This is a genomic window from Streptomyces sp. NPDC029466, from assembly GCF_055574515.1.
Window position 1 is genome coordinate 59472 of the sequence record NZ_JBVHZH010000039.1, and the last position, 26127, is coordinate 85598.

The window sequence follows — 26127 nt, forward strand, 5'->3', positions numbered from 1 at the left end:
TCCTTCGCTTCGCCGGGCGGCGTCGTCTTCACAACCGGTCAGATCCGGCCGTCCTCCAGCATTTCGGTCACCAGCGCCGCGATCGGCGAGCGCTCCGAGCGGTTCAGCGTGACATGGGCGAACAGCGGGTGCCCCTTCAGCTTCTCGACGACCGCGACCACGCCGTCGTACCGCCCGACCCGGAGGTTGTCGCGCTGCGCCACGTCATGGGTCAGCACGACGCGCGAGTTGGCGCCGATACGGGACAGAACCGTCAAAAGGACGTTCCGTTCCAGTGACTGGGCCTCGTCCACGATGACGAACGCGTCATGCAGCGACCGCCCACGGATATGGGTCAGCGGCAGGACCTCCAACATGCCGCGCCCCACCACCTCTTCGATGACGTCCTTGGTGGTCACCGCGGACAGCGTGTCGAAGACGGCCTGCGCCCAGGGGCTCATCTTCTCCGCCTCGCTGCCCGGCAGGTAGCCCAGCTCCTGCCCGCCGACGGCGTACAGCGGACGGAACACCATCACCTTGCGGTGCTGCCGGCGCTCCAACACGGCCTCCAGGCCCGCGCACAGCGCCAGCGCCGACTTGCCCGTACCGGCCCGCCCGCCCATCGAGACGATGCCGACGTCCGGGTCCAGCAGCAGATCCAGCGCGATCCGCTGCTCGGCGCTGCGGCCGTGGATCCCGAAGGCCTCCCGGTCGCCCCGCACCAGCCGGACCGCACCGTCCGAGGTGACCCGGCCGAGCGCCTTGCCGCGCTCGGACTGGAGCACAAGTCCGGTATGCACCGGAAGTTCGGAGACTTCCGGGACATGGGCGGTCTCGGCGGCGAAGAGGTCGTCGACCTGTTCGGCGGAGATGGTCAGCTCGGCCATCCCCGTCCAGCCGGAGTCGGTGATCGCCAGCTCGGCGCGGTACTCCTCGGCCAGCAGCCCGACCGAGGACGCCTTGATGCGCAGTGGCAGATCCTTGGAGACGACCGTGACGTCATACCCCTCGGCCTGGAGATTGCGCGCCACCGCGAGGATCCGCGAGTCGTTGTCGCCGAGCCGGAAGCCGGCGGGCAGGATCCCGGGGTCGGAGTGGTTCAGCTCGACCCTGAGTGACCCGCCGAGATCCCCGATGGGGATGGGCGAGTCCAGCCGCCCGAACTGCACCCGGTACTCGTCCAGCAGGCGCAGCGCCTGCCGCGCGAAGTAGCCGAGCTCGGGGTGGTGCCTCTTGGCCTCCAGCTCGGTGACCACGACGACCGGCAGCACGACCTCGTGCTCGTCGAAGCGGGCCATGGCGCCTGGGTCTGCCAGCAGGACACTGGTGTCGAGGACATAAGTGCGCCGGTCGTTCTCACGGCGCTGCTTGATGTTCACCACGGATGGACGAACCCCCTCGGATGAGGTTGGGGTGCGACGGCGTCGCGGGGCGGTGTTCTCCCGGGGCCACCGCTTCGGGGCGGCGTCCCCGGGACCCCCGGCCATCTAATGACCGGACCGGGCTCGGGCCACGATGCGCGGGCCGAGCGCCGGCCCTCCGCGTCGACCGTGCGGTACGCACGGACCTCCGTGATGTGCAAAGGGCCTCCCGGGCGGACGGCCCCATGCCGCCCGCTGAGATGCGGCGCCTGATGGCTTGTTCCTGACGCCGACCTGGAAGGGATATTCCCTCGAACCCTCGTTGCCATGCCACGGCATATGACGCACAGACGATGAACCTTGGGTGACACGTGATCACCGAGCGGCGGAGCCATTCGGGTGAGCCCCAGGGGGATGGTGCGTCAGAAGAGGCCCCGCCGGCGGTTCATGGGGCCGGCGGGGCCTGGTGACGTACCGTGACAATCAGGGATGTCCGGGACGTAAGGGGTGTATGCGGCGTAACGCGCCTGGCGGAACGAGAGCGGCTCGGGAGCGGCTCTCCAGGGCTCGTCCTAGAAGCCGTAACGCCGGTGCCGGGCGGCGTAATCGCGCAGCGCGCGCAGGAAGTCGACCTTCCGGAACGCCGGCCAGAAGACCTCGCAGAAGTAGTACTCCGAATGGGCGCTCTGCCACAGCATGAAGCCCGACAGCCGCTGCTCCCCGCTCGTACGGATCACCAGGTCCGGGTCGGGCTGGCCGCGGGTGTAGAGGTGCTCGGAGATCAGGTCGATGTCGACGATCTCGGCGAGCTCCTCGAAGGAGGTGCCGCGCTCGGCGTGTTCCAGCAGCAGCGAGCGCACCGCGTCGGCGATCTCCTGCCGGCCGCCGTAGCCGATCGCCACGTTCACCAGCACGCCGGTGTTGTCGTGGGTGGCCTGCTCGGACTCCTTGAGCACCTTCTGGGTGGCGGTGGGCAGCAGATCACGGTTGCCCACGTGGTGCACCCGCCAGCGGCCGTCGGCGGCCAGGTCCCGGACGGTGTTCTCGATGATGCCGAGCAGCGGCTTCAGCTCGTCCTCGGGCCGGTCGAGGTTGTCGGTCGACAGCAGCCACAGCGTGACCACCTCGACATCGGTCTCCTCGCACCAGCCGAGCAGCTCACTGATCTTGAGCGCACCGGCCTGGTGGCCCTGCTCGGTGGTCCGTCCGTCGGCCCGCGCCCAGCGCCGGTTGCCGTCCAGGATGACGCCGATGTGCTTGGGCACCTGGGTGTGATCCAGGCGACCCTCCACCCTGCGCGCGTACAGCCGATAGACCAGATTGCGCAGTGCAGGCGGATAAGGGATGCGCATCCCGGAAGATCGCAGCATGTGTGGTCCAGCCCCTCCGTGCCAATGGCGGTCGCCCCGTCGCCTCAAGTGGGCAACTTTACTTCTCGGCTGTCTCGACAGCCCAATCAGGTAGGTCACAAGTACGTGATAGGGAGATGAGCATGACTGGCACCGACTACCGTGCGGCGGAATCCCGCTACGACTCGATGAAGTACCGGCGAACGGGTCGCAGTGGACTCAAACTCCCCGCTATCTCCCTTGGACTCTGGCACAACTTCGGGGACGACCGCACCCTGAGCTCCCAGCGCGCCATCCTGCGCCGCGCCTTCGACCTGGGCGTCACCCACTTCGATCTGGCCAACAACTACGGTCCGCCACCCGGGTCCGCCGAGCTCAACTTCGGAAAGATCTTTGCACAGGACTTCCGCGGCTACCGCGACGAGATGATTCTGTCGACGAAGGCCGGATATCTGATGCACCCCGGTCCCTACGGCGAATGGGGTTCACGGAAATATCTCCTCTCATCGCTGGATGCGTCCCTGAAGCGGATGGGCGTCGATTACGTCGATATCTTCTACTCGCACCGCTTCGATCCGGACACCCCGCTGGAGGAGACGATGGGCGCACTGGCGTCCGCCGTCCAGCAGGGCAAGGCCCTGTATGTCGGGATTTCCTCGTACAACGCCGAGCAGACCCGGGACGCGGCCGGCATCCTGCGCGCGATGGGCGTACCGGCGCTGATCCACCAGCCCTCGTACTCGATGATCAACCGCTGGACCGAGGACGATCTGCTGCTGGACACCCTCGAAGCGGAGGGCATGGGCTGCATCTCTTTTGCGCCACTCGCGCAGGGCATGCTGACGGACAAATATCTGCACGGTGTCCCCGAGGGCTCGCGCGCCGCGCAGGGCAAGTCGCTGGACCCGAATCTGCTGTCCGACGACGTCGTACGCCGGCTCCGGGGCCTCAATGAGATCGCCGCCCGCCGTGGCCAGTCGCTGGCGCAGCTCGCCCTGGGCTGGGTGCTGCGCGACGAGCGGATGACCTCCGCCCTGATCGGCGCCAGCAGCGTCGCCCAGCTGGAGGCCAATATCGCGGCCCTCGACGGCCCCGCGATCACGGAGTCCGAGCTGGCCGAGATCGACGAGTTCGCCAGGACCACGGACGGCGTGAACATCTGGGCCCGCCGCTGAGCGCTCCGCGGGCTTGCGGCGCGGGGTGCCGTCGTGCGGCCGCGGCCGCATCGTGGCTGGTCACGGGGTTCCCCGCGCCCCGGACAAAAAGCGGGCCGGTCCGTGGGGGGGATACGGACCGGCCCGAGGGGGGGTTTCCACCATAACCCCGCGGGAGGGGTGCTGCGTGCACCGGCGTGGCCGCGGCGGGTCGGGGGCTCCCGGAGGCTCCGGCCCGGGGTGGGTCAGACCGCCGCGGCGGCGCCGGGGAGCAGCCCGCAGAACGCCCCGATGATCATGAAGGGCCCCAGCGGCATGGCCGCCTTCCGCGCCTCGCGCCGTACGAGCAGCAGCCCCGCGCCGTAGAGCGCACCGAGCAGCACCCCCACGGCGCCGCCCGTGACGAGGGTGCGCCAGCCGTACCACCCAAGGGCGATCCCCAGCCCGACCGCGAGCTTGACGTCGCCCAGCCCGATGCCGCGTGGGTTCACGACATAGAGCAGGAGGTAGAAAGCGCCGAGGAACAGCCCGCCCAGCAGGGCCCGCCGCCATGCCCCGCTCTCCCCCGTCAGCCAGCCGACGGGCCCCAGCAGCGCCACGCCCGCCACCGCGAGCGGCAGCGTCAGCACGTCCGGGAGGCGGCGGGCCCGCCAGTCGACGGCGGCCAGCAGCACCGCGGCCGGCGTCATCACCAGCCAGGCGACGAGTTCCGGCCGGGGCCCGGTGGCCGCCGCCAGGGCCGCGCAGACCAGCGCGGTGACCGTCGCCGTGGGCAGCGTGCCCGGCCCGTACGCCCCGCAGTCCGGGCAGCGCCCGCGCCCCAGCCAGCCCCGGGCCGGCCCGGTGATCGGATGCCCCCCGGGACAGACCGCGCGCCACTCCTCCCCGGACTCGACGGCCATCCGGTGGACGGGCCGCGGTATCAGCAGCCCGGCCGCGGCCCCGTAAGCGGCGGCGAGAAACATCAGCATCACGGACACGCGCCGAGCCTAGAGGCGCCCCGCGGCGGTCCGCCGGGAAAGACGGAGCGCGGGAGCTGATAGAACGCTGCGCATGGCGCGTGGGGAGAACGGTGCGGGGGTCCTGTACGGGGCGGCGAGCGGTATTCCGGTGGAGATCGCGGCGTCCTACCGGGCCCGGGCCCGCGGGCTGTTGGGGCGGGACGGTATCGAGGGGGCGCTGCTGCTCACCCCGGCGAGCGGGGTGCACACCTTCCGGATGCGGTTCGCGATCGATGTCGCCTATCTGAGCCGGGACTTCACCGTGTTGGCCGTACGCACCATGCGCCCGGGGCGGCTGGGGCTACCCCGCCTCCGCGCCCGGCACGTCCTGGAGGCGGAGGCCGGTGCGATGGCGCGCTGGGGGCTGCGTCCCGGACTGCGTCTGGGTGTCGAACCCCGCCGGTGAGGGCGGCGGGGCGCGGTCCGGGGCTGGGGCGCCGGAGCGGGGTAACGGGCCCGTGCCGGTATCGAGTTGCCGCCGGGCGGGCCGGAATGGTCACATGCGCGGCATGAACGCGACACCTCCGGAGCACATACCTCCCGCGGGCCCCGGGCTCCCCGTGGGCCCCGTCTACCCCGTGCCTTTGGCGCGCCGGGGGCCGGCCCCGGGCGTCCTCGGCAACCAGTGGCTGCGGCTGCTCGCCCTGCTCCTCGACACGGTGTTCGCCTTCGGCGTCCTGTTCCTGGTCATCGCGGGCGCCGACCTGGTCGTCGCCTTCGGCGGCAGCCGGGACAGCGCGCCCTTCCACGTCACGGTCCTGGTGGTCGTGGCGCTGCTCTTTCTCTACTCGCCGCTGCTGACGGCCCGTTGCGGCGGCACCCCGGGCAAGCTCCTGTGCGGACTGAGCGTCGTACGGCTCGCCGACGGGAGACCGCTCTCCTACGGGGCCGCCCTGGGTCGGCATCTGACTCATCTGGGGATGATGCTGCTGCCGGTAATCTCCCTGCTGGACCCGCTGAACTGCCTCTGGGACGGGCTCCGTCAGTGTCTGCACGACAAGGTGGTCGGCAGCTTGGTCATCCGTCGCCGCATGCGGCCGGCGCCGGCGGCCGCCGCGGCCCCGGTCACGAGGCCCGCGGGAAGCTGACCTCGACCCGGCGGTTCTTCTTGCGGCCTTCCTCGGTGCCGTTGTCGGCGATCGGGTACTGCTCGCCGTAGCCGCGGATCTGGAAACTGACGGATGAGCCGAGGTCCTTGGCCAGCTCCTGCTGGACGGCGTTGGCGCGCTTCTTGGACAGCACCAGACCGTGGCCCGCCGAGCCCAGATTGTCGGTGAAGCCGAAGACCCGCAGCTTGGTGGCGTTCTGCTTCTTGATCTCGGACGCGATGGTGCCGATACGGGACAGCGCGTCCGACGACAGATCGGCGCTGTCCTTGCCGAAGAGGACCTCGGCCTGGAGCGCGAAGGTCACATTGTCGTTGGTGTCCTGGCGGCGCTCGGAGCCGTCGTCCGCCTCGACGATCGACTTGATGTTGAGGACCTTGGACGGGGCGAGCTTGGCGCCCTGGACCATCCGCAGATCGGGGTCGTCGCTGTCGATGTGCACCGGCGGGCTGGAGTCCTCGGTCACGCCCGGCGGATCGGCATGGGCGACGGGGGCCGTCAGCGCCGCGGTGAGCAGCAGCGCGACGGCGGTGGTGGCGGCGCTCCGGGGCGCTCGGCGCACCCGGCGTCCTCGGGGCATCTGGGTCACGGTCATCGGGGCCCGCTCAGTCCGTGATCCGCACGCTGGCCGGCGGCAGGGTCGGCAGCTGGAAATCGACCTCGGTCACCTTGGCCGGCGGGGCCGGGAACTGCGCGAAGACCGGGCGGCTGGCACCCGGCATCAGCCCGCTGAGGCCGGTCGTGCACAGACATTCGCCGTTGGTGTCGCGCAGCACCAGATAGCGCTTCTTGCCCGCCTTGTCGACGAGGGTCGCCCCGGAGATCGAGGAACGGGACCGCAGCTCGGTCTCGTTGGAGCGCCAGTCGATGGCGTTGAAGGCGCGGGTGCCGCGGTTGGTGACCGTGCCGTTGACGGTGACGAAGCCGCCGGAGTCCCGGACCACGGAGTGCAGGGTGACCACCACGCCGTCCGGCCCCTTCATCTCGCCGATCACCTTGTCGGAGTCGGCCGCCGGGGCGCCGGGGCCGCTGTCCTTGGGGGCGGTGCTGCGGGCCGGCGGCTTGTCGCCGTCCGACGCCTTCGCACCGCCGCTGTCACCACCGCAGCCGGCCACGACGAGCGCAAGGCCGGCAGCGCTCGCCATGGCGACCGCTCCCCTGGCGGCCTTCGTGGTGCGCCGAATGCTCATGGGATGCGATTCCTTTGATCGTCGTCTGGTCGTCTCAAGGGGGGTGGTCGGGTGCGGGCGGTCAATGGGCGAGGCGTACGGAGAACAGGTCGGCGGCGTCGGGCAGTTCCTCCAGGTGGCGGGGGTCGAGCGTCCAGCGGGTGCCGTCGCAGGTGATCTCGACGGGGGCGGGGGCATCCTCGTCCTTGCCGTCCTTGCCGTCCTTGCCGCCCTTGCCTCCCTCGTCATCCGTGCCACCCGTGCCGCCCGTCCCGCCGGTGCCTGCCGTCCCGCCGGTGTCGTCCGTGGCGGGGTCGAGGGTGCAGCGGGGGCCGACCACGGACTTCGCCTCGGCCGACGCATGCTTGCTGCTGGTCGCCGGGATGACGGAATCCCCTACGGGGTTGCGGGTGGTGACCTGCACGGCGAACGAGGTGGGCCAGGAGTCCGGGGTGCAGCGGGGGCCGGAGAGCTCGGCGCCATTGCGTCCGGCGAACCAGCCCGCGCTCTCGCAGGCCGCTCCGGACGGGGCGCCGCGCCCCTTCAGCAGCTCTTCCCAGGCCGTCGGATCGGTCAGGTAACTGCCGTCACGGAGGCCGTCGAGCACGCTCTTGCGCAGCAGTTCGCGGTACTTCTGGCCGGCGGCGAGGGCTGCCGCGTCGGCGGCGGTCTGCGCCCCGTTGCGGGTGGCCGCCGCCTGCCCGACGGCGAAGAAGGCGAGCGCGAGGAAGAGCAGGCCCCCGACCGCGACGATGTAGAGCGGGAAGGCCTGCCCTTCGTCGCGCCGGCGGTGATGTTTGGTCGTGGCCGGCACGGCGGTGGCGGTGCGGGCTAAATGCCGACGACGTCGGAGATCTTGTTGGCGATGGCGTTCGCGATCTGGCTGCCGAAGTCCGTGGTCGACAGGACCAGGACGATCGCCACGACCACCGCGATGATGCCGAGGTACTCGATCGAGGTCTGTCCCCGGTCGTTCCCCAAAACCCGCTTCGCCATCGTCTTCCCCTCCATGGGCGGCCGTACCGCTCTGGTCCGGCTGGTCTGTCCCCGTGGTGCCGGCGCGGTCGGCCGCGCTCACGACACCAGAAAAGTACGCCGGAACCGTGTGCCCGGAACAGGGAATCCGTATCCCATCCTCTTTCGGGAACCCGGATGACAGGCACAACGACGTCTTTCGGCCACTCAGTCGCACCCTACCCACCCCCGCTCCCCCTCCGGGACCGTGCCCCGTTCCGTTACCCATGCAGACCGGACGGTCCTTCCGCACCATAGTGCGAGCGCAACCATCCGCCCACCCACTGTGACACAACTCGTTGCTGTTGCGAAGGAGTTGACGGGAAGCCGGGCCGGTAACGCACTCATCCGGCCGAGTACGGGCCGCCGTCGGCCGGATGGGCCCGGATGTGCAACCGCAAGGACGGCCCGAGGCGGCGGCCGTCGTGACGGGTGCCGGCGCAGCAGTCCACCGGGGGCCGGGCGGGCGGCGTGCCGGGGGCGGCCGGGGCGGGTCCGCCGGGCTCGGTCCCGTGGCGCCGGACGGCCGCCGGCCGGGCCGGTGCCGGGCTGCGGGCGACGGGTCACCTGCCCATCAGCGAGCCGAAGTTGGTGCCCGAGCCGAGGAAGAACCCGGCGATGAGCAGGATCATCGTGGCCGGAACCATAAAGGTGGTGACGACCATGGTGGCCTTGGGCACCGCGCGGGCGGCCCGGCGCCGGGCGTTCTGGGCGTCGGTCCGGCGCATGTCGTCGGCGATCTGGATCAGCGTCTCGACGATCGGCGAGCCCAACTCCTCGCCCTGCTGGAGGGCGGTGACGAACTGGGCGACCTGTTCGGAGTCATTGCGTTTGCGCAGTTCCTCGAAGGCCGCCCGGCGGCTGACGCCCATGTCCATCTGCCGCAGGGTGATCCGGAGTTCATCGGCCCACGGCCCCTCGTACTTCTCCGCGACCCGGTCCAGGGCCTGACGGAAGCCCAGACCGGCGCTGACCACGACGGCGAGCACATCCAGAAAGTCCGGAAGGGTGCGCTCGATGGTGTCCTTGCGCTGGCGGATGGCGGCCCAGATGCCGACCTCGGTCCAGAAGAGGCCGAAGAGCACCATCAGCACGCCGAGCAGCGGCTGCCCGCGCAGGAACATCACCAGGGCGCCGAAGAGGCCGAGGGCCCCGTAGACGGCGCGGCGGGCGGCGTACCGGTCGACGGTCAGCCCGCCCGGATTGCCCGCCAGGTCGATCCGCCGGCGGACCCGGGCGGTGCGCTTGCCGCCCATCAGCCGCAGCACCAGCGGCGCGTACCGCATCCCGGCGCGGTCCACCGCCGAGCCGACGGCCGTGGTGCGGGTCGCGCCCACCTCCAGGGACAGCGCCAGGTCGGGCGGCAGCCGGGCCTCGCGCCGGTAGAGCGCGATACCGCAGCAGATACCGGCGACCGAGAGGGCGGCGGCGAGGGCCAGCAGGATTCCGAGTGCCATGGCGATACCGATACCTAGACGTCGATCTTGGAGAGGCGGCGGATGAAGAAGAACCCGAGGCCGTAGAGGGCGAAGGCCACCACGACCGCGAGCTGGCCGAGGAAGGAGGAGGTCATCCGGTCGATGGCGCCCGGGGCGATCCGGTTCATCAGCAGCAGGGTGCCGATCCCGAGCAGCGGGACGACATAGGCGGTGACCACCACCTGGGAGAGCTGGGTGCGGACCTCCCGTCGGGTCTCCTTGCGCTCCTCCAGGGTCTTGGTGAGGTTGCGCAGCGAGCCGACGACGGTGCCGCCGGCGCGGTTGGCCAGCACCAGGGTGGTGACGAGCACGACGAGTTCCCGGGACGGCAGCCGTTCGGCCAGCTCGCCGAGCGCCTCGTCGATGGAGTGGCCGACCGAGAGCTTGTCGGAGACCTTCGCCAGCTCCTCACCGGCCGGTGCCTCCAGTTCCTCGGCCGCCATGCCCAGCGCCGTCCGCAGCGCGAGTCCGGCCTGGGTGGCGTTGGCGAGGATCCGGGAGAGTTCGGGCAGCTGGTTGATGAACTTCTCGATGCGCTTCTGCCGCTGCCAGTTGAGGAAGGCGAACGCCGCCCAGACGGCGACCAGCGCGGCGATCGGGCCGAAGAACGGGGCGAGGGTGGCCTGGGCGACCAGCCACAGCGCGACGATCGTGCCGAGCATGTAGACGACGAACTCGCCGGGGGTGACGTCCAGCCCGGTGGCGGTCAGCCGCAGTTCGAGGCGCCGGCCGAAGCGGGTGCCGCGCAGCGCCCGGTCGACGGACGGGAAGCGGCGCCGCCCGGTCACCGGCAGTCCGCGCTCGTCGGCCAGCCGGTCGACGACGGCCTGCCGCTGGGCGCGCCCGGCCGCGTAGGTCCGGACGCCGGCGATCGCGAGCAGCCCGCACAGCAGCGTGGCGCCGATGGCGAGCAGGGCGAGGTCGTTCCCGCCGGTCATGAGTGGGCCTTCCGGGTGGCGAGTTGGGCGTCGTGGGTGGCGACGCCGAAGGCGGGCGGGGTGGGCTCGCTCGCCATGAAGAGGCGTTCGGCGACCCGGCGCGGCAGCGGGAAGTAGCGGAAGTGGCCGTGCACGATGCGGTCGGCGCCCATCGGTTCGGCGTCGAAGCGGCAGACCGTGGCGATCCGGTAGTCCTCGTGGCCGCGCGAGTCGAGGATGGCGATCTCGCTGATCCGGCGGGAGCCGTCGGCGTGCCGGGTGAGCTGGACGAGGCAGTCGACGGCGCTGTTGATCTGGTCCCGCAGCGCCTCGAAGGGGATCTTGACGTCGGACATGGACGCCAGGGTCTGCAGCCGCATCAGGGCGTCCTCGGCGCTGTTGGCGTGCACGGTGGCCAGCGAGCCGTCGTGGCCGGTCGACATCGCCTGGAGCATGTCGAGGGTCTCGCCGCCGCGCACCTCGCCGACGATGATGCGGTCGGGGCGCATCCGCAGGGAGTTGCGGACCAGGTCGCGGATGGTGATCCGGCCCTTGCCCTCGACGTTGGGCGGCCGGGACTCCAGCCGGATGACATGGCTCTGCTGGAGCTGGAGTTCGGCGGCGTCCTCGACGGTGATGATCCGCTCCCCGTCCGGGATCAGCCCGGACAGCGCATTGAGGAGCGTGGTCTTGCCCGCGCCCGTGGCACCGGAGACCACCACATTGAACTTGGCCCGCACCAGCCCCGCCAGCAGCATCAGCATCTGCTCGTCGAGCGTGCCCATGCCGATGAGTTCGGCGAGGGTGTAGGCGCGGGGGAAGCGGCGGATGGTGAGGGTGGCGCCGTTCAGCGCGAGCGGCGGGATGATGACATTGACGCGTTCGCCGGACGGCAGCCGGGCGTCGACCATCGGATTGGACTCGTCGACCCGCCGGTTGACGGTGGACACGATCCGTTCGATGGTCTGCATCAGCTGCTCGTGCGAGGCGAAGCGGACGGGCAGCAGCTCGACCCGGCCGGCCCGCTCGACGTACACCTGGTCCGGGCCGTTCACCATGATCTCGGTGATCGAGGCGTCCTCCAGCAGCGGCTCCAGCACCCCGAGGCCCAGCGCCTCGTCCACCACCCGGCGGATGAGCTGGGCGCGTTCGGCGGTGGACAGGACCGGGCCCTCACGGCTGATGATGTGGCCCAGCACCCGCTCCAGCCGCGAGCGGCGCTCGGCCGCGGCCAGCGAGGACATCTCGGCGAGGTCGATCTCTTCGAGCAGCTTGGCGCGGTAGACGGCGACCATATGGCTGTCCTCGCGCGCCTCACCGGCCGGTTCGGGTGCGACGATCCGGGCTTTCAGGCTCATCGCGGGGGTGCTCCTTCGTACGTGTCCGCGGCGCGCAGGCCCAGTGCGCCGGGTTCCTGCGGGCGGGGCATGGTGGCGCTGCGGCTGGCGGTACCGAGACTGTCGACGCCGGGGATGACCGACGGGATCGGTACCCGCACCGTCGCGCTGACCTCGGCGCCGCCACCGCCCACCGAGATCGTCGCGCGGTCCGCGACCCAGCCGCTCATCGCCGACCGACCGGCGGCCTGCGGGCCGGTCTCCCGGTCGGCCTCGTCCATCGAGGCGGTACGGGCCGCGGCGCGCGCTCCGGTCCCGGCCTGCTGGACGGTGTAGGCGGCCAGCCCGAGCTGGACCACGGCCAGCCCGACGACCAGCAGGATCGGCAGGAAGCCGAGGAATTCGATGGATGCCTGGCCCCGGTCGCGGCCGTGACCGCGGAGCCGGGCGGGCAGGCGTACGGCGCTCACCCGGTGTCCTCCTTCGCGGCGCCGGCCGAGCCGGTGACGGTCCAGGGGTAGGTGCCGGCGCCGGGGAAGAGCACCGGGACCTTGATCCGTACGGTGGCCTTCCACAGGCCCGACTCCGTTCCGCAGGAGGCCGAGGCGCCCGCGCGCCAGGAACTCGGCAGCTGGTCCTCGGCGGCGGTGCGGCAGGCGCCCGCGCCGCCGCCCTCGGTGGCGGTGGCGGCCCGTGCGCCGCGGTCGGCGGAGTGCGCGGCGAGCGAGTAGGTGTACCCGACCAGCACCAACTGCCAGAGCAGGGCGAGGACCAGCAGGATCAGCGGGAGCAGCCCCATGAACTCCACGGCCACCTGCCCCCGGTCGTCGCCGCCCAGCGGGCGCCGCACCGCTCAGCCCTCCTCGTACGGGCCGGACGGATCGAACGGCCCCGGGCCGGCCGCCGCCGCTGATCCCCGCCGCACACCGAACCGGGAGCCGGGCCCCGGCCCCGCCCCGGAGGCCGACCCCGATGCCTGACCCGGAACTCCCCCGGAACCGGGAGCCGCCCCCGGCGTTATGGCCTTGCGCTTGCGCCCGGTCAGCGTCGGGCGGGCGCGGTGGCTGCCGCGGCCCTGCCGTGCGGACGGCGAGTCGACCAGACCGAGTTCGCCGGCCAGCGCGCACAGTGCCTGCTTGACCGTGGACCGGTTGTCCAGATCCTGCATCCGGCCCGCGTCGACGCAGGGCTGGAGCTCCTTGAAGGCGGCCGGTACATGGGTCCGGGCGACCTGGGTGCCGGTGGCCTTGGCGACCAGCGGCGGCTGGATCTCGGTGTTCCGGGTGAGGCGGTTGACCACCGTCGTGGTGTCCTCCGCCTTGCGGATCTGGAGCCGGTCCCACAGCCGGACCTGCCGTTTGGCGGCCCGTACGGCCACCACGTCCGGGGTGGTCACCAGCAGCGCCAGATCGGCGAGTTCGACGGCCGCGGCATTGGCGGACTGCATCTGGGAGCCGCAGTCGACCAGCACGACCTCGTAGCGGGAGCGCAGCGCGCCGATGATCTGCCGGGCCGCCCGGTCGTCGACCTCCTCACCGCGTTCGCCCTCCTCGGGCGCCAGCAGCAGGCCGAGTCCGGTGTGGTGGTCGTGCACGGCGTCCTGGAGGACCCGTACGGAGATGTCCTGAATGCCCGCCAGATCGACGATCGAGCGGCGGAACTGGACGTCCAGATAGGAGGCCACGTCACCGGACTGGAGATCCAGGTCCACCAGCGCGACACTGCGGCCCGCGGCCCGCGCCGCCAGCGCCAGCTGCACCGCGGTGACGGTGGTGCCGACCCCGCCCTTGGCACCCGTCACGGTCACCAGCGTGCCGGCCGGCCCGGGGGCCGCCTCCGGGCTGCCCCCTAGGTGGACCCGGACGCCCGCCGACCACTGGGCCGCAGCCTGCACCCGGGCGGCCAGCTCGTCGTAGCCGAGCGGCATACCGACGATGCCCCGGGCCCCGGCGTCCATCGCCGCCGAGAACAGCGCGGGCCCGGCGTCCGTGGTGATCAGTACGACGCCGACGGCGGGGAAGCGCAGCGCCACCTCACGGATCAGCTCCAGCGCCGGCGTCGGCCCGATCCGCTCATGGACGAGCACGACCTCGGGGAGCGCCTCCACGGCGGACGGCTGGCCCGCGGCGGGCGGGGCACCCGCGGCCGCTGCGCCGGCCCCTTGGGCGGCGGCGCCGGCCAGCGCGTGCAGCAGCGCGGCGGAGTCCCCGACCGGGGGCGCGGGTTCGGCGTCCGGCAGCTGGTGGAGCAGCGAGGACACGGCGCGGGCGGCGTCGGGGTCACCGATGGCCGGGAGGATGCGGATGGTCACCTGAGGCTCCGGGTCACTTGTCGCCGTCGAGGGTGTAGCTGCGCTGGCCGGGCGGTATGGCGTTCTCGTTGCCGGGGGCGAGCAGGGCGAGCCGTACGTGGGAGGCGAAGGACTCGGCGTAGGCGACCCGTTGGGCATCCTGGGTGTTCAGCGCGAAGGTGATCGGGACGGCCTCACCGGCCTGCCGGCTGGTGGCGGTGGTGTTGGCGCCCGGGTCCTTGGCCTCCAGGGGCGTCAGCTTGCCGACGTCGATGACCTGGGCGCCCGCGACGATGACCTTGGAGACCGGCTTGTCCTCGGGGCGCTTGCCCTCGAACGTGGCGTAGATGTTCACCCGGGCACCGGGGTTGATCTTGCCGGCCACACCGGTGGCGGCGTCGATCATGATGGCGATCTCCTGCTGCCCGGCCTTCAGCGCGGGCCGCTCGACGATCATGTCGTCCTGGAGCAGCGACCCCTTCTTCAGCGGGGTCACCGCGATCTTGCCGCTGACCTGGTCCAGGTCGGTCACGGCGGTGGGCGGCAGCCACCGCTGCGGCATCTGCACCCTTTCGAACTGCCCCGGATTCAGCTCTTTATAGGCCGCGACATCGGTCTTCAGCCGGTACGCCGTCTTCTCGGGACCGACCTTGGACTCGACGTTCTTGATCACCGACAGCACGCCGACGAACGCGCCGACCGCACAGAGAACCGACAGGAGCAGCAGGATCACTCCGCGGCGCTGGCGTGAGTTCATGGGGGAGGGACCTCGATCGGGACGGGGAGAAGGGGCGGGCGGGGGACGGGGTGGACGGTCACCGGGCGGGACCCGGCGGGCGGCCGACGGGGCCGGCCGGAGGGGCGGGGCCACGGCGGCCCGGTCGGACTCAGCGCACGCGGGCCACCGTCCGCGGGGTGCCGGGGACGTCCGGGCGGCCGGTGAGATCCGGCTGACCGACGGCATCGGGGTGGGCTGCGAAGTCGGGGTGGCCGGGCAGGTCCCACTGGCCGGGGGCGTGCGGGGCGTCGGACGCGTAGGGGTTTCCCGGCACAGGGCGCCCGGACCCGTACGGGTTCCCCGGTACGGCCGGTCCGCCCGCCGTGAGATCCGGTCCGCGTACGTCCAGTTGCCCGGGTTCACCACGACCGCCGGGGCGGCCGCCCCAGACGCCCACGACACCGGGTGCGGCGGGAGCACCAGGCCCGCCCGACGGCGCCGGCGGCGGGGTCGGGGTCGGGGCCGGGGCGGGCATCGGGGCGGGCATCGGGGCCGCAGCCTGATCCCGGGGCTGGGGCCGGTCCGGGCCGGGAGCCGGTGCGGGCCCGGGGGCGGGTGCGGGTGCGGGCACGGCAGCCGTCCCGCCGCCCGGTGACGACGCGGCGGCCGAAGCCGGAGGAACGGGATGGGCCGGAGGAACAGGAGAGACCGGAGGTACGGCCGCAGCCGGAGGAGCGGCCGAAGCCGGAGCAACGGACGAAGCCGGAGCGGCAGCAGAAGAAGGCCCAGGAGCCGCAGCCGAAGCGGCAGCGGACGAGGACGAGGACCCAGGATCCGCAGCCGTAGCCGTAGCCGTAGCCGTAGCGGCGTTCCCCACCTGCCGGGATGCCCGCCCGCCTATGGCCGCCGGCCCCTTGCCCGAGCCGCCACCCCCCGTCGCCCGTTCCCTCGCCAGCGGGGCGGCGCAGAACGCACAGCGGTCGCCGAGGAGTTCCCGACCGCACCAGCCGCACTCCTCGCGGCGTACGGAAGTCACCAGCTGATAGAGGACCGACACATCCGGTATGGCCGCCGCGAATTCGATCAGCTTCTGCGTGCCCCACCACCGGGCGGACTCGGCGGGCAGCCGGGTCTCGTACACCCCCTGCACCTGCCAGGCCGGGGCGAGCGCGCCGGTGACCCACTCCGAGGTGAGCTGGCCGCGGGCGACCGCGAGTTGGGTGGCGAAGCCGGGCGCGGGCAGTCCGGCCTCGGTGCTGTGCCGGTCCAGATGCAGCAACTGCGGCTGGGGATGGGCCAGCACCGCGAAGTGCGCGCCGGGCAGCCAGGACTTCATATGGGCCCGCAGATCGACCTCGACCCGGTCCAGGCCGCTGACGCTGCCCAGCAGGGCACCGGCGTGAATGTAGTGGGTCAGCAGCCGGGCCGCGCTGGCCAGCACCCCGGGGCTGAGGTCGCACAACGACAACTGCCGCAGCTGACGGGCCAGTAAGGCGACCCCCAGCGGCGGCAGGGACAGCGGCACGATGGCGATCCGGTCGCTCTCCAGGACGGCGCGCAGGGTGTGCAGCCGGCGAATGTGTTCCGGCGGGCAGACGGAGGAGTACAGCACCACGAGATGGCCATGGTGTTCCAGTACCGCGCTGGTCTCCGTCAGGGCGTCGTCCAGCGGCTGGAGATGCGGGGCCTGGAGGACGACCGCCGCGGGGGTCTGCCGATCGGTCGCGGGCAGCGCGAGGTCAGGGCTGGTGACTGCAATCGCGGTCGGCACGTCGCTCCCCCACTCCCTCCGGCCGCCGGGGGTCCCGGGACCGCGGATCGGCACAGCTCTGCGCCATCGGCGCCATTCGCTCAGCACTTTATCCACAGAGATACGTCCCAGAGAACACGTTCTGGGCTACTCGTCATGACCATCACCCCGCAGGGAAATGGCGGATACCGGCCAAGCGTCCCCCACGGGAACATCCGCTTCCGGCAGGACTCTTGACAGAGCGATTGGTCTGGACCACGTTGTACGGCATACGCAGGGGCCCCTGAACACGCATCCGCACTCTCCCCAACTTCCCCCCACACGGAGGCAGTCGTGGTTCGCGCACGCTCAGGAAGACCGAAGACCGGACCGGGTAACGGGCTGAACGCGAGGCCGATTTCCGGGCCGAACTCCGAGCCGGGGAACGGGCCAGGGAACAGGCCGGGGAACGGGACGGGGAACCGGCCGGGGAACGGGCCAGGGAACAGGCCGGGGAACGGGCCGTCGGCCGGACTGCCCGCGAGGCTGCTGGCCGGACTCACCGCCGCGGTGCTGACCGTGGCCGGCCTCGTCGGGACGAGCACCGCCCAGGCGGCCGGGACGCACACCCCGGCACCCGCCGCCGCAGCCGTCACCACCACCGCCGCCGTCCCCCGGCACGCCGTCACCGGCTACTGGCAGAACTTCGACAACGGCGCCGCGGTGCAGAAACTCAAGGATGTCGACGGCGCCTACGACATCATCGCGGTCTCGTTCGCCGAGGCGACCGGGCAGCCCGGCGCGGTCACCTTCCGTCTCGACCCGGCCGTCGGCTATGGCTCCACCGACGAATTCAAGGCAGATATCAAGGCGAAGCAGGCGGCCGGCAAGGCGGTGATCCTGTCCGTCGGAGGCGAGCGGGGCGCGGTGTCCGTCAACGACGCCGCCTCCGCACGGAACTTCGCCGACTCCGTCAGCGGCCTGATGGACGAGTACGGCTTCAACGGCGTCGACATCGACCTGGAGAACGGCCTCAACGCGGCCTATATGACACAGGCGCTCAAGTCCGTGCACGACCGGCACGGCGATGTCGTGGTCACCATGGCCCCGCAGACCATCGATATGCAGTCACCGCAGAACGAGTACTTCAAGACGGCGCTCGGGATCAAGGACTTCCTGACCGCCGTCAACATGCAGTACTACAACAGCGGTTCGATGAACGGCTGCGACGGCAAGGTCTACGCCCAGGGCACGGTCGACTTCCTGACCGCGCTCGCCTGTATCCAGCTGGCAGGCGGGCTCGACCCGTCCCAGGTCGGCATCGGCGTACCGGCCTCCGCCCGCGCGGCCGGCGGTGGCTACGTCGCCCCGTCCGTCGTCAACGCCGCGCTGGACTGCCTCACCCGGGGCAGCAACTGCGGCTCCTTCAAGCCCTCCCGGACCTACCCGGGCCTCCGTGGCGCGATGACCTGGTCCACCAACTGGGACGCGGCCAACGGCAATGCCTTCGCGAGCCAGGTGGGCGCGCACGTACACGGCCTTCCGTAACACGCTCCCCGGGCCATCCCCGTCAGCGGCCGGACGCCGACCCGGCCCCCAGGTCCCGCGCACGTCGTGCACGGGACCCGGGGTACGGCTCCTGCCTCAGCTCACCGGCGCGTGGCCTTCGGCTTCGGCAGCACACAGCCGTCGGCGTTCAGGTCCAGCTTGTTGCCGTCGCCGAAGCACTTCGGTATCTGGTACGTCTCCTGGGCGTAGCCGATGCCCTTGCGCACCGTGGTCTTGCCGTTCTCGTCCACCTCACAGGGGTTGTTGAGGGTGCACTCCTCGCCACTCTCGTTGGTGGTGTTGTTGACGGCCGTGACCTTGCCGGTCGCGGTGTCGACCACCGGTGATCCGGACGTGCCGCCGATGATCTGGCACTCCGGGGTGTAGCGGACCGAGTCCTTCCAGGTCCACTCGCCCTCCTTGAGGGTGGAGGCGAACCCGTCGATGCCGCAGGAGTAGATCTTCTTCCAGTAGCCGGAGACGATGCTGATCTTCGCGCCCTTGGCCGGGTGCTCGGTGGCCAGCTCCAGCGGCTTGATCTTGTACTTCTTCTCGATCTCGGCGTAGGTCGAGCCGGTCTCGTAGATCGAGACATCGGTGTCGGTCATCGTGGCGTAGGCGACCTTGGTGGCCTTGATCGTGCCCAGCTTGCCGGCCGACTTGTCCAGCAGGGTGAAGCTGCGGCTGGACGGCTTGTCGACGACGACCTCGCCGGCGCCCGGCATATCGCCTTCCAGGCAGTGGCCGTTGGACATCACCAGCGCCGGGTCGTCCGCCTTGGATCCGGGCATCCGGACGACCGAGCCGGAGCAGTTGCTCAGCGCGACACTGCCGGCGAAGTCCACCGCCTTGGTCTTCTTCTGCGTGGGGCGCCGGTCAGCGTCCTGCGGCGCGGCGTGCGCCGTTCCGACGGTGCCCAGCAGGGTTGCGGCGCCCAGTGCGGCCGTGGCCAGGGTGCCGACGAGAGGTCGGTTCATGTGGGGGTCCTCTCAGCGTCTGTCACCGAAGACCTTGCGGGGCCTTCGGCTTTGTCGTGCGCATTGTTAGCGACTCCGCACGTCCTGGCAATCAATTTCCGCCGCTCAGGGCGAAGTTGAGGGATTCGCCACTTCCCTGTGGCCGATTCCGGTGGCTGATTCCGGCGGCCGATTCCCGCGCGCGCCCCACATATGGCCGCCCGACCTCTTGTCACGGCCATGACATAGGCCAAAACTGACGCCGTCGCTTCGCCTCACACCCCACAGGAGACCGCATGCGACCACGTATCCGCGGCGGACGCACCACCGTCCTCGCCGCACTCCTCTCCCTCGCGCTCGCCGCCCCCATCGCCGCCGCACAGGCGCAGACCGCACCGTCCGCCGGGCCCGTCACCGGCCCCGCACAGCAGGCCGAACTCCCGCACCAGTACGAGGTGACCGGCCCCGCGACCCTCGCGGAGCGCACCGCCCTGGCCGCGACCGGCGTCAGCGTCGACGAGGTCCACGCCCGCGCGGTCGTCATCACCGCGACCCGCGCCCAGGCCGCCGCGATCCGTCAACTCGGCCACGCACTACGCAAGTTGCCCGACCCACCGGGCTTCGCCACGCCGTCCCCGCACAAGCCCCGCGTCAAGGACTTCCCCACCGGCTACGCGAACTACCACAACTACGCCGAGGCCACGAAGGAGATCGACGCCCTCGTCGCCAAACACCCGGACATCCTGAGCAAGCAGGTCATCGGCACCTCCCACGAGGGCCGCAACCTCCTCGCCCTCAAACTCAGCAAGAACGTCACCAAGGACGAGAACGAGCCCGAGGTCCTCTTCACCGCCCACCAGCATGCCAGGGAACACCTCACCGTCGAGATGGCCCTCTACCTCCTCAACGAGTTCACCTCGAAGTACGGCAGCGACGCCCGCATCACCAAGATGCTCGACTCCCGCGAGATCTGGATCATCCCGGACCTGAACCCGGACGGCGGCGAGTACGACATCGCCTCCGGCTCCTTCCGCAGCTGGCGCAAGAACCGCCAGCCCAACGCCGGGTCCAGCAGCGTCGGCACCGACCTCAACCGCAACTGGGACTTCAAGTGGGGCTGCTGCGGCGGCTCCTCCTCCAGCCCCTCCTCCGAGACCTACCGCGGCAAGTCCGCCGCCTCCGCCCCCGAGGTCCAGGTCGTCTCGAAGTTCGTCCACGGCCGCAACATCGGCGGCAAACAGCAGATCACGGCCGCCATCGACTTCCACACCTACAGCGAACTCGTCCTGTGGCCCTTCGGCTTCACCAACGACGACACCGGCGAGGGCATGACCCAGGACGAACACGACGTCTACGCCACCCTCGGCAAGAACATGGCCGACACCAACGGCTACACCCCCGAGCAGTCCAGCGACCTGTACATCACCGACGGCTCGATCGACGACTGGCTGTGGGGCGACCAGAAGATCTTCGCGTACACCTTCGAGATGTACCCGTCCTCCTTCGGCTCCGGCGGCTTCTACCCGAAGGACTCGGTGATCCCGAAGGAGACGTCACGGAACCGGGAGGCCGTGCTGCGACTGCTGGAAACCGCTGACTGCCCATACCGGGCGATCGGCAAGGAGGGGCAGTACTGCAAGGGCCGGTGACCGGTCCGCCGCCGAAATGAGGATGCCCGGCACCAGGGTTGAGCCGGTGCCGGGAACTCGTTCCTCAGAGAACGTCAGAGCAGGTGATCGGCCTTGCCGGCCTTGATGTCGAGGACGAGGGCGCGGAGCGCTGCACGGGAGTCCGACACGTAGGCGTCTTCGGCTCCCGCCACGGCGATATAGGCGTTGCCCTGATCGTCGGTGCCTATGCGGAAGCAGTTGTTGCCTTCGCCGCAGTAGGGGTCTTCCCAGTTGATGTCCCGCATGGTGACCTTTCTAGAGTGAGCGTGCGATCTTGCGGATGAAGTCCCGCGAACCTGAGGTCGAGAGCGACGCATCGTCCATCCAGCCCAGGTGGGCGCGGTACTTCGCAAGCTGTGCATCTGCGTGCGTGAACTCGGGGCCATGGGCGGAATCCAGCTGCACGGTATCCAGCTGAGGAACGACGCCGTGGGCATACAGCAGCGCATGCCCCGCCCCTGGGAACGCGCCCGCTTCGACCGGGAGTACGCGCACGTCAATGCCGTCGCACTCTGATGCATGACATAGGTGTTCAAGCTGATGGTGCATCACGTCTGGTCCGCCGAACCTCATCCGCAGAGCCGCTTCGTGGACGTACGCAACATATACGGGCGGCTCGGGCCGCTTGAAGACTCGCTGGCGCTCCAAGCGATGAGAGACGCGCAACTCAACTTCCAGCCGAGTCGGTGTGGGAAGTACTGCTGCAAAGACAGCGCGGGCGTACTCCTCGGTCTGCAACAGGCCCGGAACGTGCGCGGTCTGCGTCGTACTGATGCGAGCGGCATGCCATTCGAGCTCCGCGATATCCAACAGCCCTGCGGCGAGCGTGCCCCGGTCCCGTTCCCACCAGCCGCGTTCCCCGGTCACAGCCATGGCAACCAAAGACTCGACGTACCGCTCATCGGCACACGCGTAATTGCAGGCAAGCGTGCGCACACGCTCGGGGGAGATCGGCCTGACGCCGCTCTCCATGTTGGAAACCCGCGTCCGGTCGACGCCCAACAACCCGGCGGCGTACTCGGTCGTGGCGCCTGCGGCGAGACGCATCTTGCGTAGCTCTGCGCCAAGCCGTCTTTGCCGCACCGTTGGTGTGGTCCTGGTCGACATGCAGCCCCTTCTGCCGTGGTCGGGGACAGTCTGCCGCTGACGCGCCCCACGAGTCCACAGAGCGGGGGGTAATTACCCCTCTCTCAATAGACACGATACCCCCGACGCCTCTACAGTCAGTAACGCAACGCTTACGCTCGACGCAGTCGGAAGTGCATCGCGCGAGCCTGCCCGCATCCTCCTGCCCTGGGAGGGGTGGCTCGCGCCAGGGAGACAGGCCACCGGCTGCCGTGCCATCAACCAACCCTCTGCAACAGGGAGTTGCCATGTCCACAGCCGTGACCGTCTGCCCGCACCCCGTCGACACCCGCACACCCCGTGTACCGGAAAACCTGGCCTACAGCCTCACCCTCCCTGCCGCACTCGCGAGCCCGGCCGTCGCACGCTCGGCCGCCCGTACGATCCTGGAGGCGCACGGCCTGTGCGACGTGACCGCCGCCGCGGTCCAGGTGATCGGCGAACTCGCCGCTTGCGCCTGCCTGTTCACACCCGCCGACAGCGTCTATCTCTCGCTGCGCTATCGCGACGACGCATTGCGCATCAGCCTTTACGACGGGCACCCGCGCCATACCCACCGCCGTCTCGCGGCAGCCTGTGACGGCAGGCGGCGGTCTCTGCTTCTGCTGCTGGCCTGTGTGATGCACGCCTGCGACGGTGAGTGGGGATTCGGGGAGTCGACGAAGCCCGGCGACGGAACGCGGCTGTGGGCGGTGCTGCCGCGCGCGGGGGCGCGGGCCTACGGTCAGGCGGCTTGAGCTGACGGCACGCCCGGCGCCATGCGGGCACCCCGTCCACAGACAAGTCGGCCGAGGACCTGGAGCGGAGGGCCCGGCCCAGATCACAACTGCTCGCGGCCCTACCGGACTCCGGATGACCAGCGCTTTCCGGCCCTTGAGCCCAAGGGCCCGCCAGGAAGCAGATGTTGCTTCCCGGCGGACCTCAGAGCCACGTGGTCGTCCGTGCGGCGAGGGCCGGCACTACTGCCCGTTGCGCGTGGCGGTGCATGCCTCGGCGGTGGTTTGGTCCGTGCACTTCACAAGTTCGGGATAGTAGCCCTCGACCCCGTTGATCGCCTGATTGGCCGTGCCGGCACCCTTCCAGCTCCTTCCGATGTCCGTGGTGATCGTCCAGTCGCCGGTCGTCGCCTTGTAGGGCACCTTCCGCGCCAGCCATCCCTTGTACCCAGGAGGCACCACAACGAGGACGCCATTGCCGGACATCTCGGCCTCGGTGACGCTGCCACCCCAGGTGTGGGAGTAGCCAAGAGAGAGCTGGGCCGTCACAGGAGTCTTCTCGGTTCCCGAGAATCCAGCGGTAAAGCCGACGCTGAAGGTGTTGGACCAGTTGGTTTCCTTTGAGTGGGTCTGCGTCCAGTTCATGGTGCAGGTCAGGTCGCCGCTTCCCTTGGGACCCGGGTTGTCGCAGTACGGGCCCTGCCCCTGCTCACTGCTGGATTGTGAGACGAGCTCGTACTTCCAGGTCACCTTCTGGGAGGAATCGGTGATGTCGTAGGTCGCCGACTTGATGACGTCGGATGCGTTGTCGAACTGCTTCAGGGCGTACCGGGTCGCCATGACGTCGAGAACGGAAGATGGCTTGGGCTGCCCGGGAGTCATTCCCGCGACGTTCCATATCTGGCCGCTACTTTCGGGAACACAGCCGTAGATCTCCAGCACAGGTTCCGGGCGATGTTCCGGAGAATAGGCGCGCGTGGCATCCAGACATTTGTCGGTGCTCACGCTCCGGATACGGTAGTTACCTTGATCGTCTTCCTTTTGCGCGTAGAATTTCTGCGTGTCTGCGCCCGAACAGTCCCTCAGCTCGGGGAAGTGAAGACCGATACTCGAATCGGGTTGCACGGTCTCGACACACTTTTCGGTGCCGTTGTGCACCATCTGAAAGCTTCCATCGTCGTAACCACGAAAGCTCCACGTGCCGGCGGCGCTGCCCTTTCGTGCGTAGAGCCCACTGCCGTTGGCCGGTGCGTCATCTTGAAACCCCACATGCAAGTCCGGGTTCATCGATGTCGGCGAAAGGTCCAGACACCCGAAGACAACTTTCTGGTCGCACTGCGGGTCGGCCGCCTGGGCTGTTCCGGCGAGCGGGAATGCGGCCATCCCCAAGCCGGCCAGAGTGGTGCTGAGAAGCAGAGCGGTACCCCGTTGACGTGATCGGCGGGGACTCGGTTCAGCGGTCATCATGACGCAAGCTCCTTCGACGGGCCTTCTTTCGACAGGCCTTCTTCGTCGGGCCGACCCCTGCGGCCGACCCGCGGTCCGGAACAGACCTCTCGGCCGGCCGAGGCGGGCACGGCAGCCTCCGCGTGTTCCTCACACGGCCGGTCCTCGCCGACGGCCGGTTTCTCCGGTCTGCCGCGGATGGCCCAAACGTAGACTTGGGTAACTAAATAAACATCGGTCACCTGACGTACACTTCGGCCGATTCCTGCTCAATCTGCCTTGTGGGTGCCTGCGCACCGAGCTCGTCACCGACGCACTCCTGCACCACGGTCTGCCGGACCCGAATTCCGGTGGCCGCTACACCACCAGGCTCACCAGGGCCGCCACCCCGAACCCCACCACAGACAGCACCGACTCCAGCACCGTCCACGACTTCAGGGTGTCCCGTTCCGAGATGCCGAAGTACTTGCTGACCATCCAGAAGCCGCCGTCGTTCACATGCGAGGCGAAGATCGAGCCTGCCGAGATGGCCATGATGATCAGGGCCAGATGGGCCTGTGACATGCCCTGGCCCTCGATCAGGGGGACGACGATGCCGGCCGTGGTGACGATGGCGACCGTGGCGGAGCCCTGGGCGACGCGGAGGACGAGGGAGAGGAGGTAGGCGAGGACGATGACCGGGAGGCCGACGTGGTGGAAGGTGTCGGAGAGGGCGGTGGCGACGCCGCTGCCCTTGAGGACGGCGCCGAAGACGCCGCCGGCGCCGACCACGAGGATGATGTTGCCGACCGGCTTGAGCGAGGCGGTGGAGACGGTCCCCAGGGACGTGCGGGACCAGCCGCGGCGGATGCCCAGCAGGTGGTACGACAGCAGCAGGGCGATCGTCAGGGCCACGAAGGGGTGGCCGAAGAACTCGACGACCGAGCGGCCGGGCGAGGGAGCCAGGGCGATGGAGGAGAAGGTCGCCAGGAGGATGAGGAGCAGGGGGGTGCCGATGATGGTGAGGACGGTGGCCAGGGAGACCGGCTTCTCGTGTGACGGGACACCGGCCGCTGACCGGACGCCGGCGGCGGCCTTTTCGGCGGTGACCGCCGCCTTGGCCTCGTCGGCCGCCTCGACCATGTCCTGGGGGACGGGGACGAAGAGGCGCCTGCCGATCCAGGCCGCGTAGGCCCAGGCGGCGAGCACCGCCGGGAGGCCGCAGACGAGGCCCATGAGGATGATCCAGCCCAGGTCGACCTTGAAGAGGCCGGCGGCGGCGACCGGGCCGGGGTGCGGCGGCAGGAAGGCGTGCGTCATGGAGAGGCCCGCGAGAAGGGGCATGCAGTAGAGGAGGATCGACTTGCCGGTGGGGGTCCCCTCTGCACCAAGCTTGTCGGGTGCTTGGGGGCGTTTCGCCGCCGCGTAGACGATCGGGGCGAGGACGAAGATGCCGACGTCGAAGAAGACCGGGATGCCGAAGATCAGGCCGGTCAGGCCCATGGCGAGGGGTTCGCGCCGCTCGCCGAAGAGGCGGAGCAGACGGGCGCTCAGCACCTCGGCGCCGCCGGAGACTTCGAGGATCGCGCCGAGCATGGTGCCCAGGCCGATGATGATCGCGACATGCCCGAGGATGCCGCCCATGCCGGTCTCGATCAGCGAGACGGCGTCGGACTTCTGGACCGTGCCGAAGAGTTCGGTGACCGAGAGCCCGGCGGCCAGCCCGACCGCGATGGAGACGGTCAGCAGCGCGACGAACGGCTGGAGCCGGACCTTGATGATCAGTACGAGGAGCAGGGCGATGCCCAGGGCGGCGACCGTCAGGAGGCCCGCGGTGCCCGGTATCAGGGCGAGCAGTCCACCGGTGTGGGGTGGTGGCGGTGGCGGAGTGGCCGGGGCTGCGGTTGTGGCGGCGAGGTGCATGGGTGAACTCCCGTGGCAGGCAACGGCTTTCCGGGTAGGGGGGACCGCGGCAGGGCGCCCCGGCGGTGTGGGGTGCCCTGCCGTGCGGCGGATGGTGCGGAGGTACTAACGGCACAGCGGTCGGCTCACGGGTCGGCTCACGGGTCGGCTCGCTGAAGGCAC

Annotated in this window: 26 protein-coding genes; 6 read left to right on the forward strand and 20 right to left on the reverse strand. The window is 70.2% G+C overall.

Going from position 1 to position 26127, the window contains the following annotated elements:
* Positions 1-38 precede the first annotated feature (38 nt).
* Positions 39-1361, reverse strand: coding sequence for a PhoH family protein (locus tag ACZ4XD_RS26860; RefSeq protein WP_468046183.1), 1323 nt, complete (start codon positions 1359-1361; stop codon positions 39-41).
* Between the two features lie 551 nt (positions 1362-1912).
* Positions 1913-2692, reverse strand: a complete 780-nt coding sequence (locus ACZ4XD_RS26865) for an isoprenyl transferase (protein ID WP_388186617.1) — start codon at positions 2690-2692, stop codon at positions 1913-1915.
* A gap of 140 nt (positions 2693-2832) precedes the next feature.
* Here ACZ4XD_RS26865 and mgrA point away from each other — a divergent pair, with 140 nt between their 5' ends.
* On the forward strand, positions 2833-3864 hold the full coding sequence (gene mgrA / locus ACZ4XD_RS26870; protein WP_468046185.1) for an L-glyceraldehyde 3-phosphate reductase: 1032 nt from the start codon (positions 2833-2835) through the stop codon (positions 3862-3864).
* A gap of 224 nt (positions 3865-4088) precedes the next feature.
* Here the strand turns inward: mgrA and ACZ4XD_RS26875 are convergent, their stop codons facing one another.
* Positions 4089-4814 carry a prepilin peptidase gene (locus ACZ4XD_RS26875; RefSeq protein WP_468046244.1) on the reverse strand — a complete coding sequence of 242 codons (726 nt, stop codon included), beginning with the start codon at positions 4812-4814 and terminating at the stop codon, positions 4089-4091.
* A gap of 82 nt (positions 4815-4896) precedes the next feature.
* Here ACZ4XD_RS26875 and ACZ4XD_RS26880 point away from each other — a divergent pair, with 82 nt between their 5' ends.
* Together ACZ4XD_RS26880 and ACZ4XD_RS26885 are read left to right on the forward strand one after the other, a co-directional pair.
* Positions 4897-5250: a DUF192 domain-containing protein gene (locus tag ACZ4XD_RS26880; protein WP_468046187.1), complete on the forward strand. Its 354-nt coding sequence runs from the start codon at positions 4897-4899 to the stop codon at positions 5248-5250.
* 103 nt (positions 5251-5353) lie between these two features.
* On the forward strand, positions 5354-5932 hold the full coding sequence (locus tag ACZ4XD_RS26885) for an RDD family protein (RefSeq protein ID WP_468046189.1): 579 nt from the start codon (positions 5354-5356) through the stop codon (positions 5930-5932).
* Here ACZ4XD_RS26885 and ACZ4XD_RS26890 read toward each other — a convergent pair.
* From ACZ4XD_RS26890 to ACZ4XD_RS26945, 12 genes are all read right to left on the reverse strand, one after another.
* Positions 5910-6545 carry an OmpA family protein gene (locus tag ACZ4XD_RS26890; RefSeq protein ID WP_468046191.1) on the reverse strand — a complete coding sequence of 212 codons (636 nt, stop codon included), beginning with the start codon at positions 6543-6545 and terminating at the stop codon, positions 5910-5912. The genes ACZ4XD_RS26885 and ACZ4XD_RS26890 overlap by 23 nt on opposite strands.
* Positions 6546-6555: 10 nt before the next feature.
* Positions 6556-7140 (reverse strand): hypothetical protein, encoded by a 585-nt coding sequence (locus ACZ4XD_RS26895; protein ID WP_386682242.1) that lies wholly within the window; start codon positions 7138-7140, stop codon positions 6556-6558.
* Positions 7141-7201: 61 nt separating this feature from the next.
* A complete protein-coding gene (locus ACZ4XD_RS26900) occupies positions 7202-7933 on the reverse strand; it encodes a pilus assembly protein TadG-related protein (protein WP_468046193.1) in 732 nt (243 codons plus the stop codon).
* A 17-nt stretch (positions 7934-7950) separates the two neighbouring features.
* Entirely contained in the window at positions 7951-8115 is a 165-nt protein-coding gene (locus ACZ4XD_RS26905; RefSeq protein WP_033266190.1) for a membrane protein, read from the reverse strand.
* Positions 8116-8696: 581 nt separating this feature from the next.
* A complete protein-coding gene (locus ACZ4XD_RS26910) occupies positions 8697-9590 on the reverse strand; it encodes a DUF5936 domain-containing protein (RefSeq protein ID WP_468046195.1) in 894 nt (297 codons plus the stop codon).
* A 14-nt stretch (positions 9591-9604) separates the two neighbouring features.
* Positions 9605-10549, reverse strand: a complete 945-nt coding sequence (locus ACZ4XD_RS26915) for a type II secretion system F family protein (protein ID WP_468046197.1) — start codon at positions 10547-10549, stop codon at positions 9605-9607.
* Positions 10546-11886, reverse strand: coding sequence for a CpaF family protein (locus tag ACZ4XD_RS26920; protein WP_468046199.1), 1341 nt, complete (start codon positions 11884-11886; stop codon positions 10546-10548). Before ACZ4XD_RS26920 ends, ACZ4XD_RS26915 begins: the two co-directional genes overlap by 4 nt.
* Positions 11883-12335, reverse strand: a complete 453-nt coding sequence (locus ACZ4XD_RS26925; RefSeq protein ID WP_468046201.1) for a TadE/TadG family type IV pilus assembly protein — start codon at positions 12333-12335, stop codon at positions 11883-11885. The genes ACZ4XD_RS26920 and ACZ4XD_RS26925 overlap by 4 nt, the downstream gene beginning before the upstream one ends.
* Positions 12332-12715, reverse strand: a complete 384-nt coding sequence (locus ACZ4XD_RS26930; RefSeq protein WP_468046203.1) for a TadE/TadG family type IV pilus assembly protein — start codon at positions 12713-12715, stop codon at positions 12332-12334. Before ACZ4XD_RS26930 ends, ACZ4XD_RS26925 begins: the two co-directional genes overlap by 4 nt.
* A 3-nt stretch (positions 12716-12718) precedes the next feature.
* Positions 12719-14176, reverse strand: coding sequence for an AAA family ATPase (locus ACZ4XD_RS26935; RefSeq protein WP_468046205.1), 1458 nt, complete (start codon positions 14174-14176; stop codon positions 12719-12721).
* 13 nt (positions 14177-14189) lie between these two features.
* The gene (cpaB, locus tag ACZ4XD_RS26940) at positions 14190-14912 is read right to left on the reverse strand and encodes a Flp pilus assembly protein CpaB (RefSeq protein ID WP_468046207.1); all 723 of its coding nucleotides are present in this window, start codon (positions 14910-14912) and stop codon (positions 14190-14192) included.
* 130 nt (positions 14913-15042) lie between these two features.
* A complete protein-coding gene (locus ACZ4XD_RS26945; protein ID WP_468046209.1) occupies positions 15043-16644 on the reverse strand; it encodes a hypothetical protein in 1602 nt (533 codons plus the stop codon).
* Between the two features lie 492 nt (positions 16645-17136).
* Here ACZ4XD_RS26945 and ACZ4XD_RS26950 point away from each other — a divergent pair, with 492 nt between their 5' ends.
* The gene (locus ACZ4XD_RS26950; RefSeq protein ID WP_468046246.1) at positions 17137-18150 is read left to right on the forward strand and encodes a chitinase; all 1014 of its coding nucleotides are present in this window, start codon (positions 17137-17139) and stop codon (positions 18148-18150) included.
* A 101-nt stretch (positions 18151-18251) separates the two neighbouring features.
* Here ACZ4XD_RS26950 and ACZ4XD_RS26955 read toward each other — a convergent pair whose 3' ends face one another.
* Positions 18252-19127 carry a S1 family peptidase gene (locus ACZ4XD_RS26955; protein WP_468046211.1) on the reverse strand — a complete coding sequence of 292 codons (876 nt, stop codon included), beginning with the start codon at positions 19125-19127 and terminating at the stop codon, positions 18252-18254.
* A 275-nt stretch (positions 19128-19402) separates the two neighbouring features.
* Between ACZ4XD_RS26955 and ACZ4XD_RS26960 the strand changes: the two genes are divergently transcribed.
* Complete coding sequence (locus ACZ4XD_RS26960; RefSeq protein WP_468046213.1) at positions 19403-20755, forward strand: M14 family metallopeptidase; 1353 nt, start codon at positions 19403-19405, stop codon at positions 20753-20755.
* 74 nt (positions 20756-20829) lie between these two features.
* Here the strand turns inward: ACZ4XD_RS26960 and ACZ4XD_RS26965 are convergent, their stop codons facing one another.
* Both ACZ4XD_RS26965 and ACZ4XD_RS26970 read right to left on the reverse strand, forming a co-directional pair.
* Positions 20830-21021, reverse strand: coding sequence for a hypothetical protein (locus tag ACZ4XD_RS26965; RefSeq protein WP_468046215.1), 192 nt, complete (start codon positions 21019-21021; stop codon positions 20830-20832).
* A gap of 10 nt (positions 21022-21031) precedes the next feature.
* Positions 21032-21883 (reverse strand): helix-turn-helix domain-containing protein, encoded by an 852-nt coding sequence (locus ACZ4XD_RS26970; protein ID WP_468046217.1) that lies wholly within the window; start codon positions 21881-21883, stop codon positions 21032-21034.
* Positions 21884-22149: 266 nt separating this feature from the next.
* On the opposite strand from ACZ4XD_RS26970, the gene ACZ4XD_RS26975 reads away from it, so the two are divergent.
* Complete coding sequence (locus tag ACZ4XD_RS26975) at positions 22150-22638, forward strand: ATP-binding protein (RefSeq protein WP_468046219.1); 489 nt, start codon at positions 22150-22152, stop codon at positions 22636-22638.
* A gap of 222 nt (positions 22639-22860) precedes the next feature.
* Here the strand turns inward: ACZ4XD_RS26975 and ACZ4XD_RS26980 are convergent, their stop codons facing one another.
* Positions 22861-24084: an RICIN domain-containing protein gene (locus ACZ4XD_RS26980; RefSeq protein ID WP_468046220.1), complete on the reverse strand. Its 1224-nt coding sequence runs from the start codon at positions 24082-24084 to the stop codon at positions 22861-22863.
* Between the two features lie 336 nt (positions 24085-24420).
* On the reverse strand, positions 24421-25965 hold the full coding sequence (locus ACZ4XD_RS26985) for a GntP family permease (RefSeq protein WP_468046222.1): 1545 nt from the start codon (positions 25963-25965) through the stop codon (positions 24421-24423).
* Positions 25966-26127: the final 162 nt, after the last annotated feature.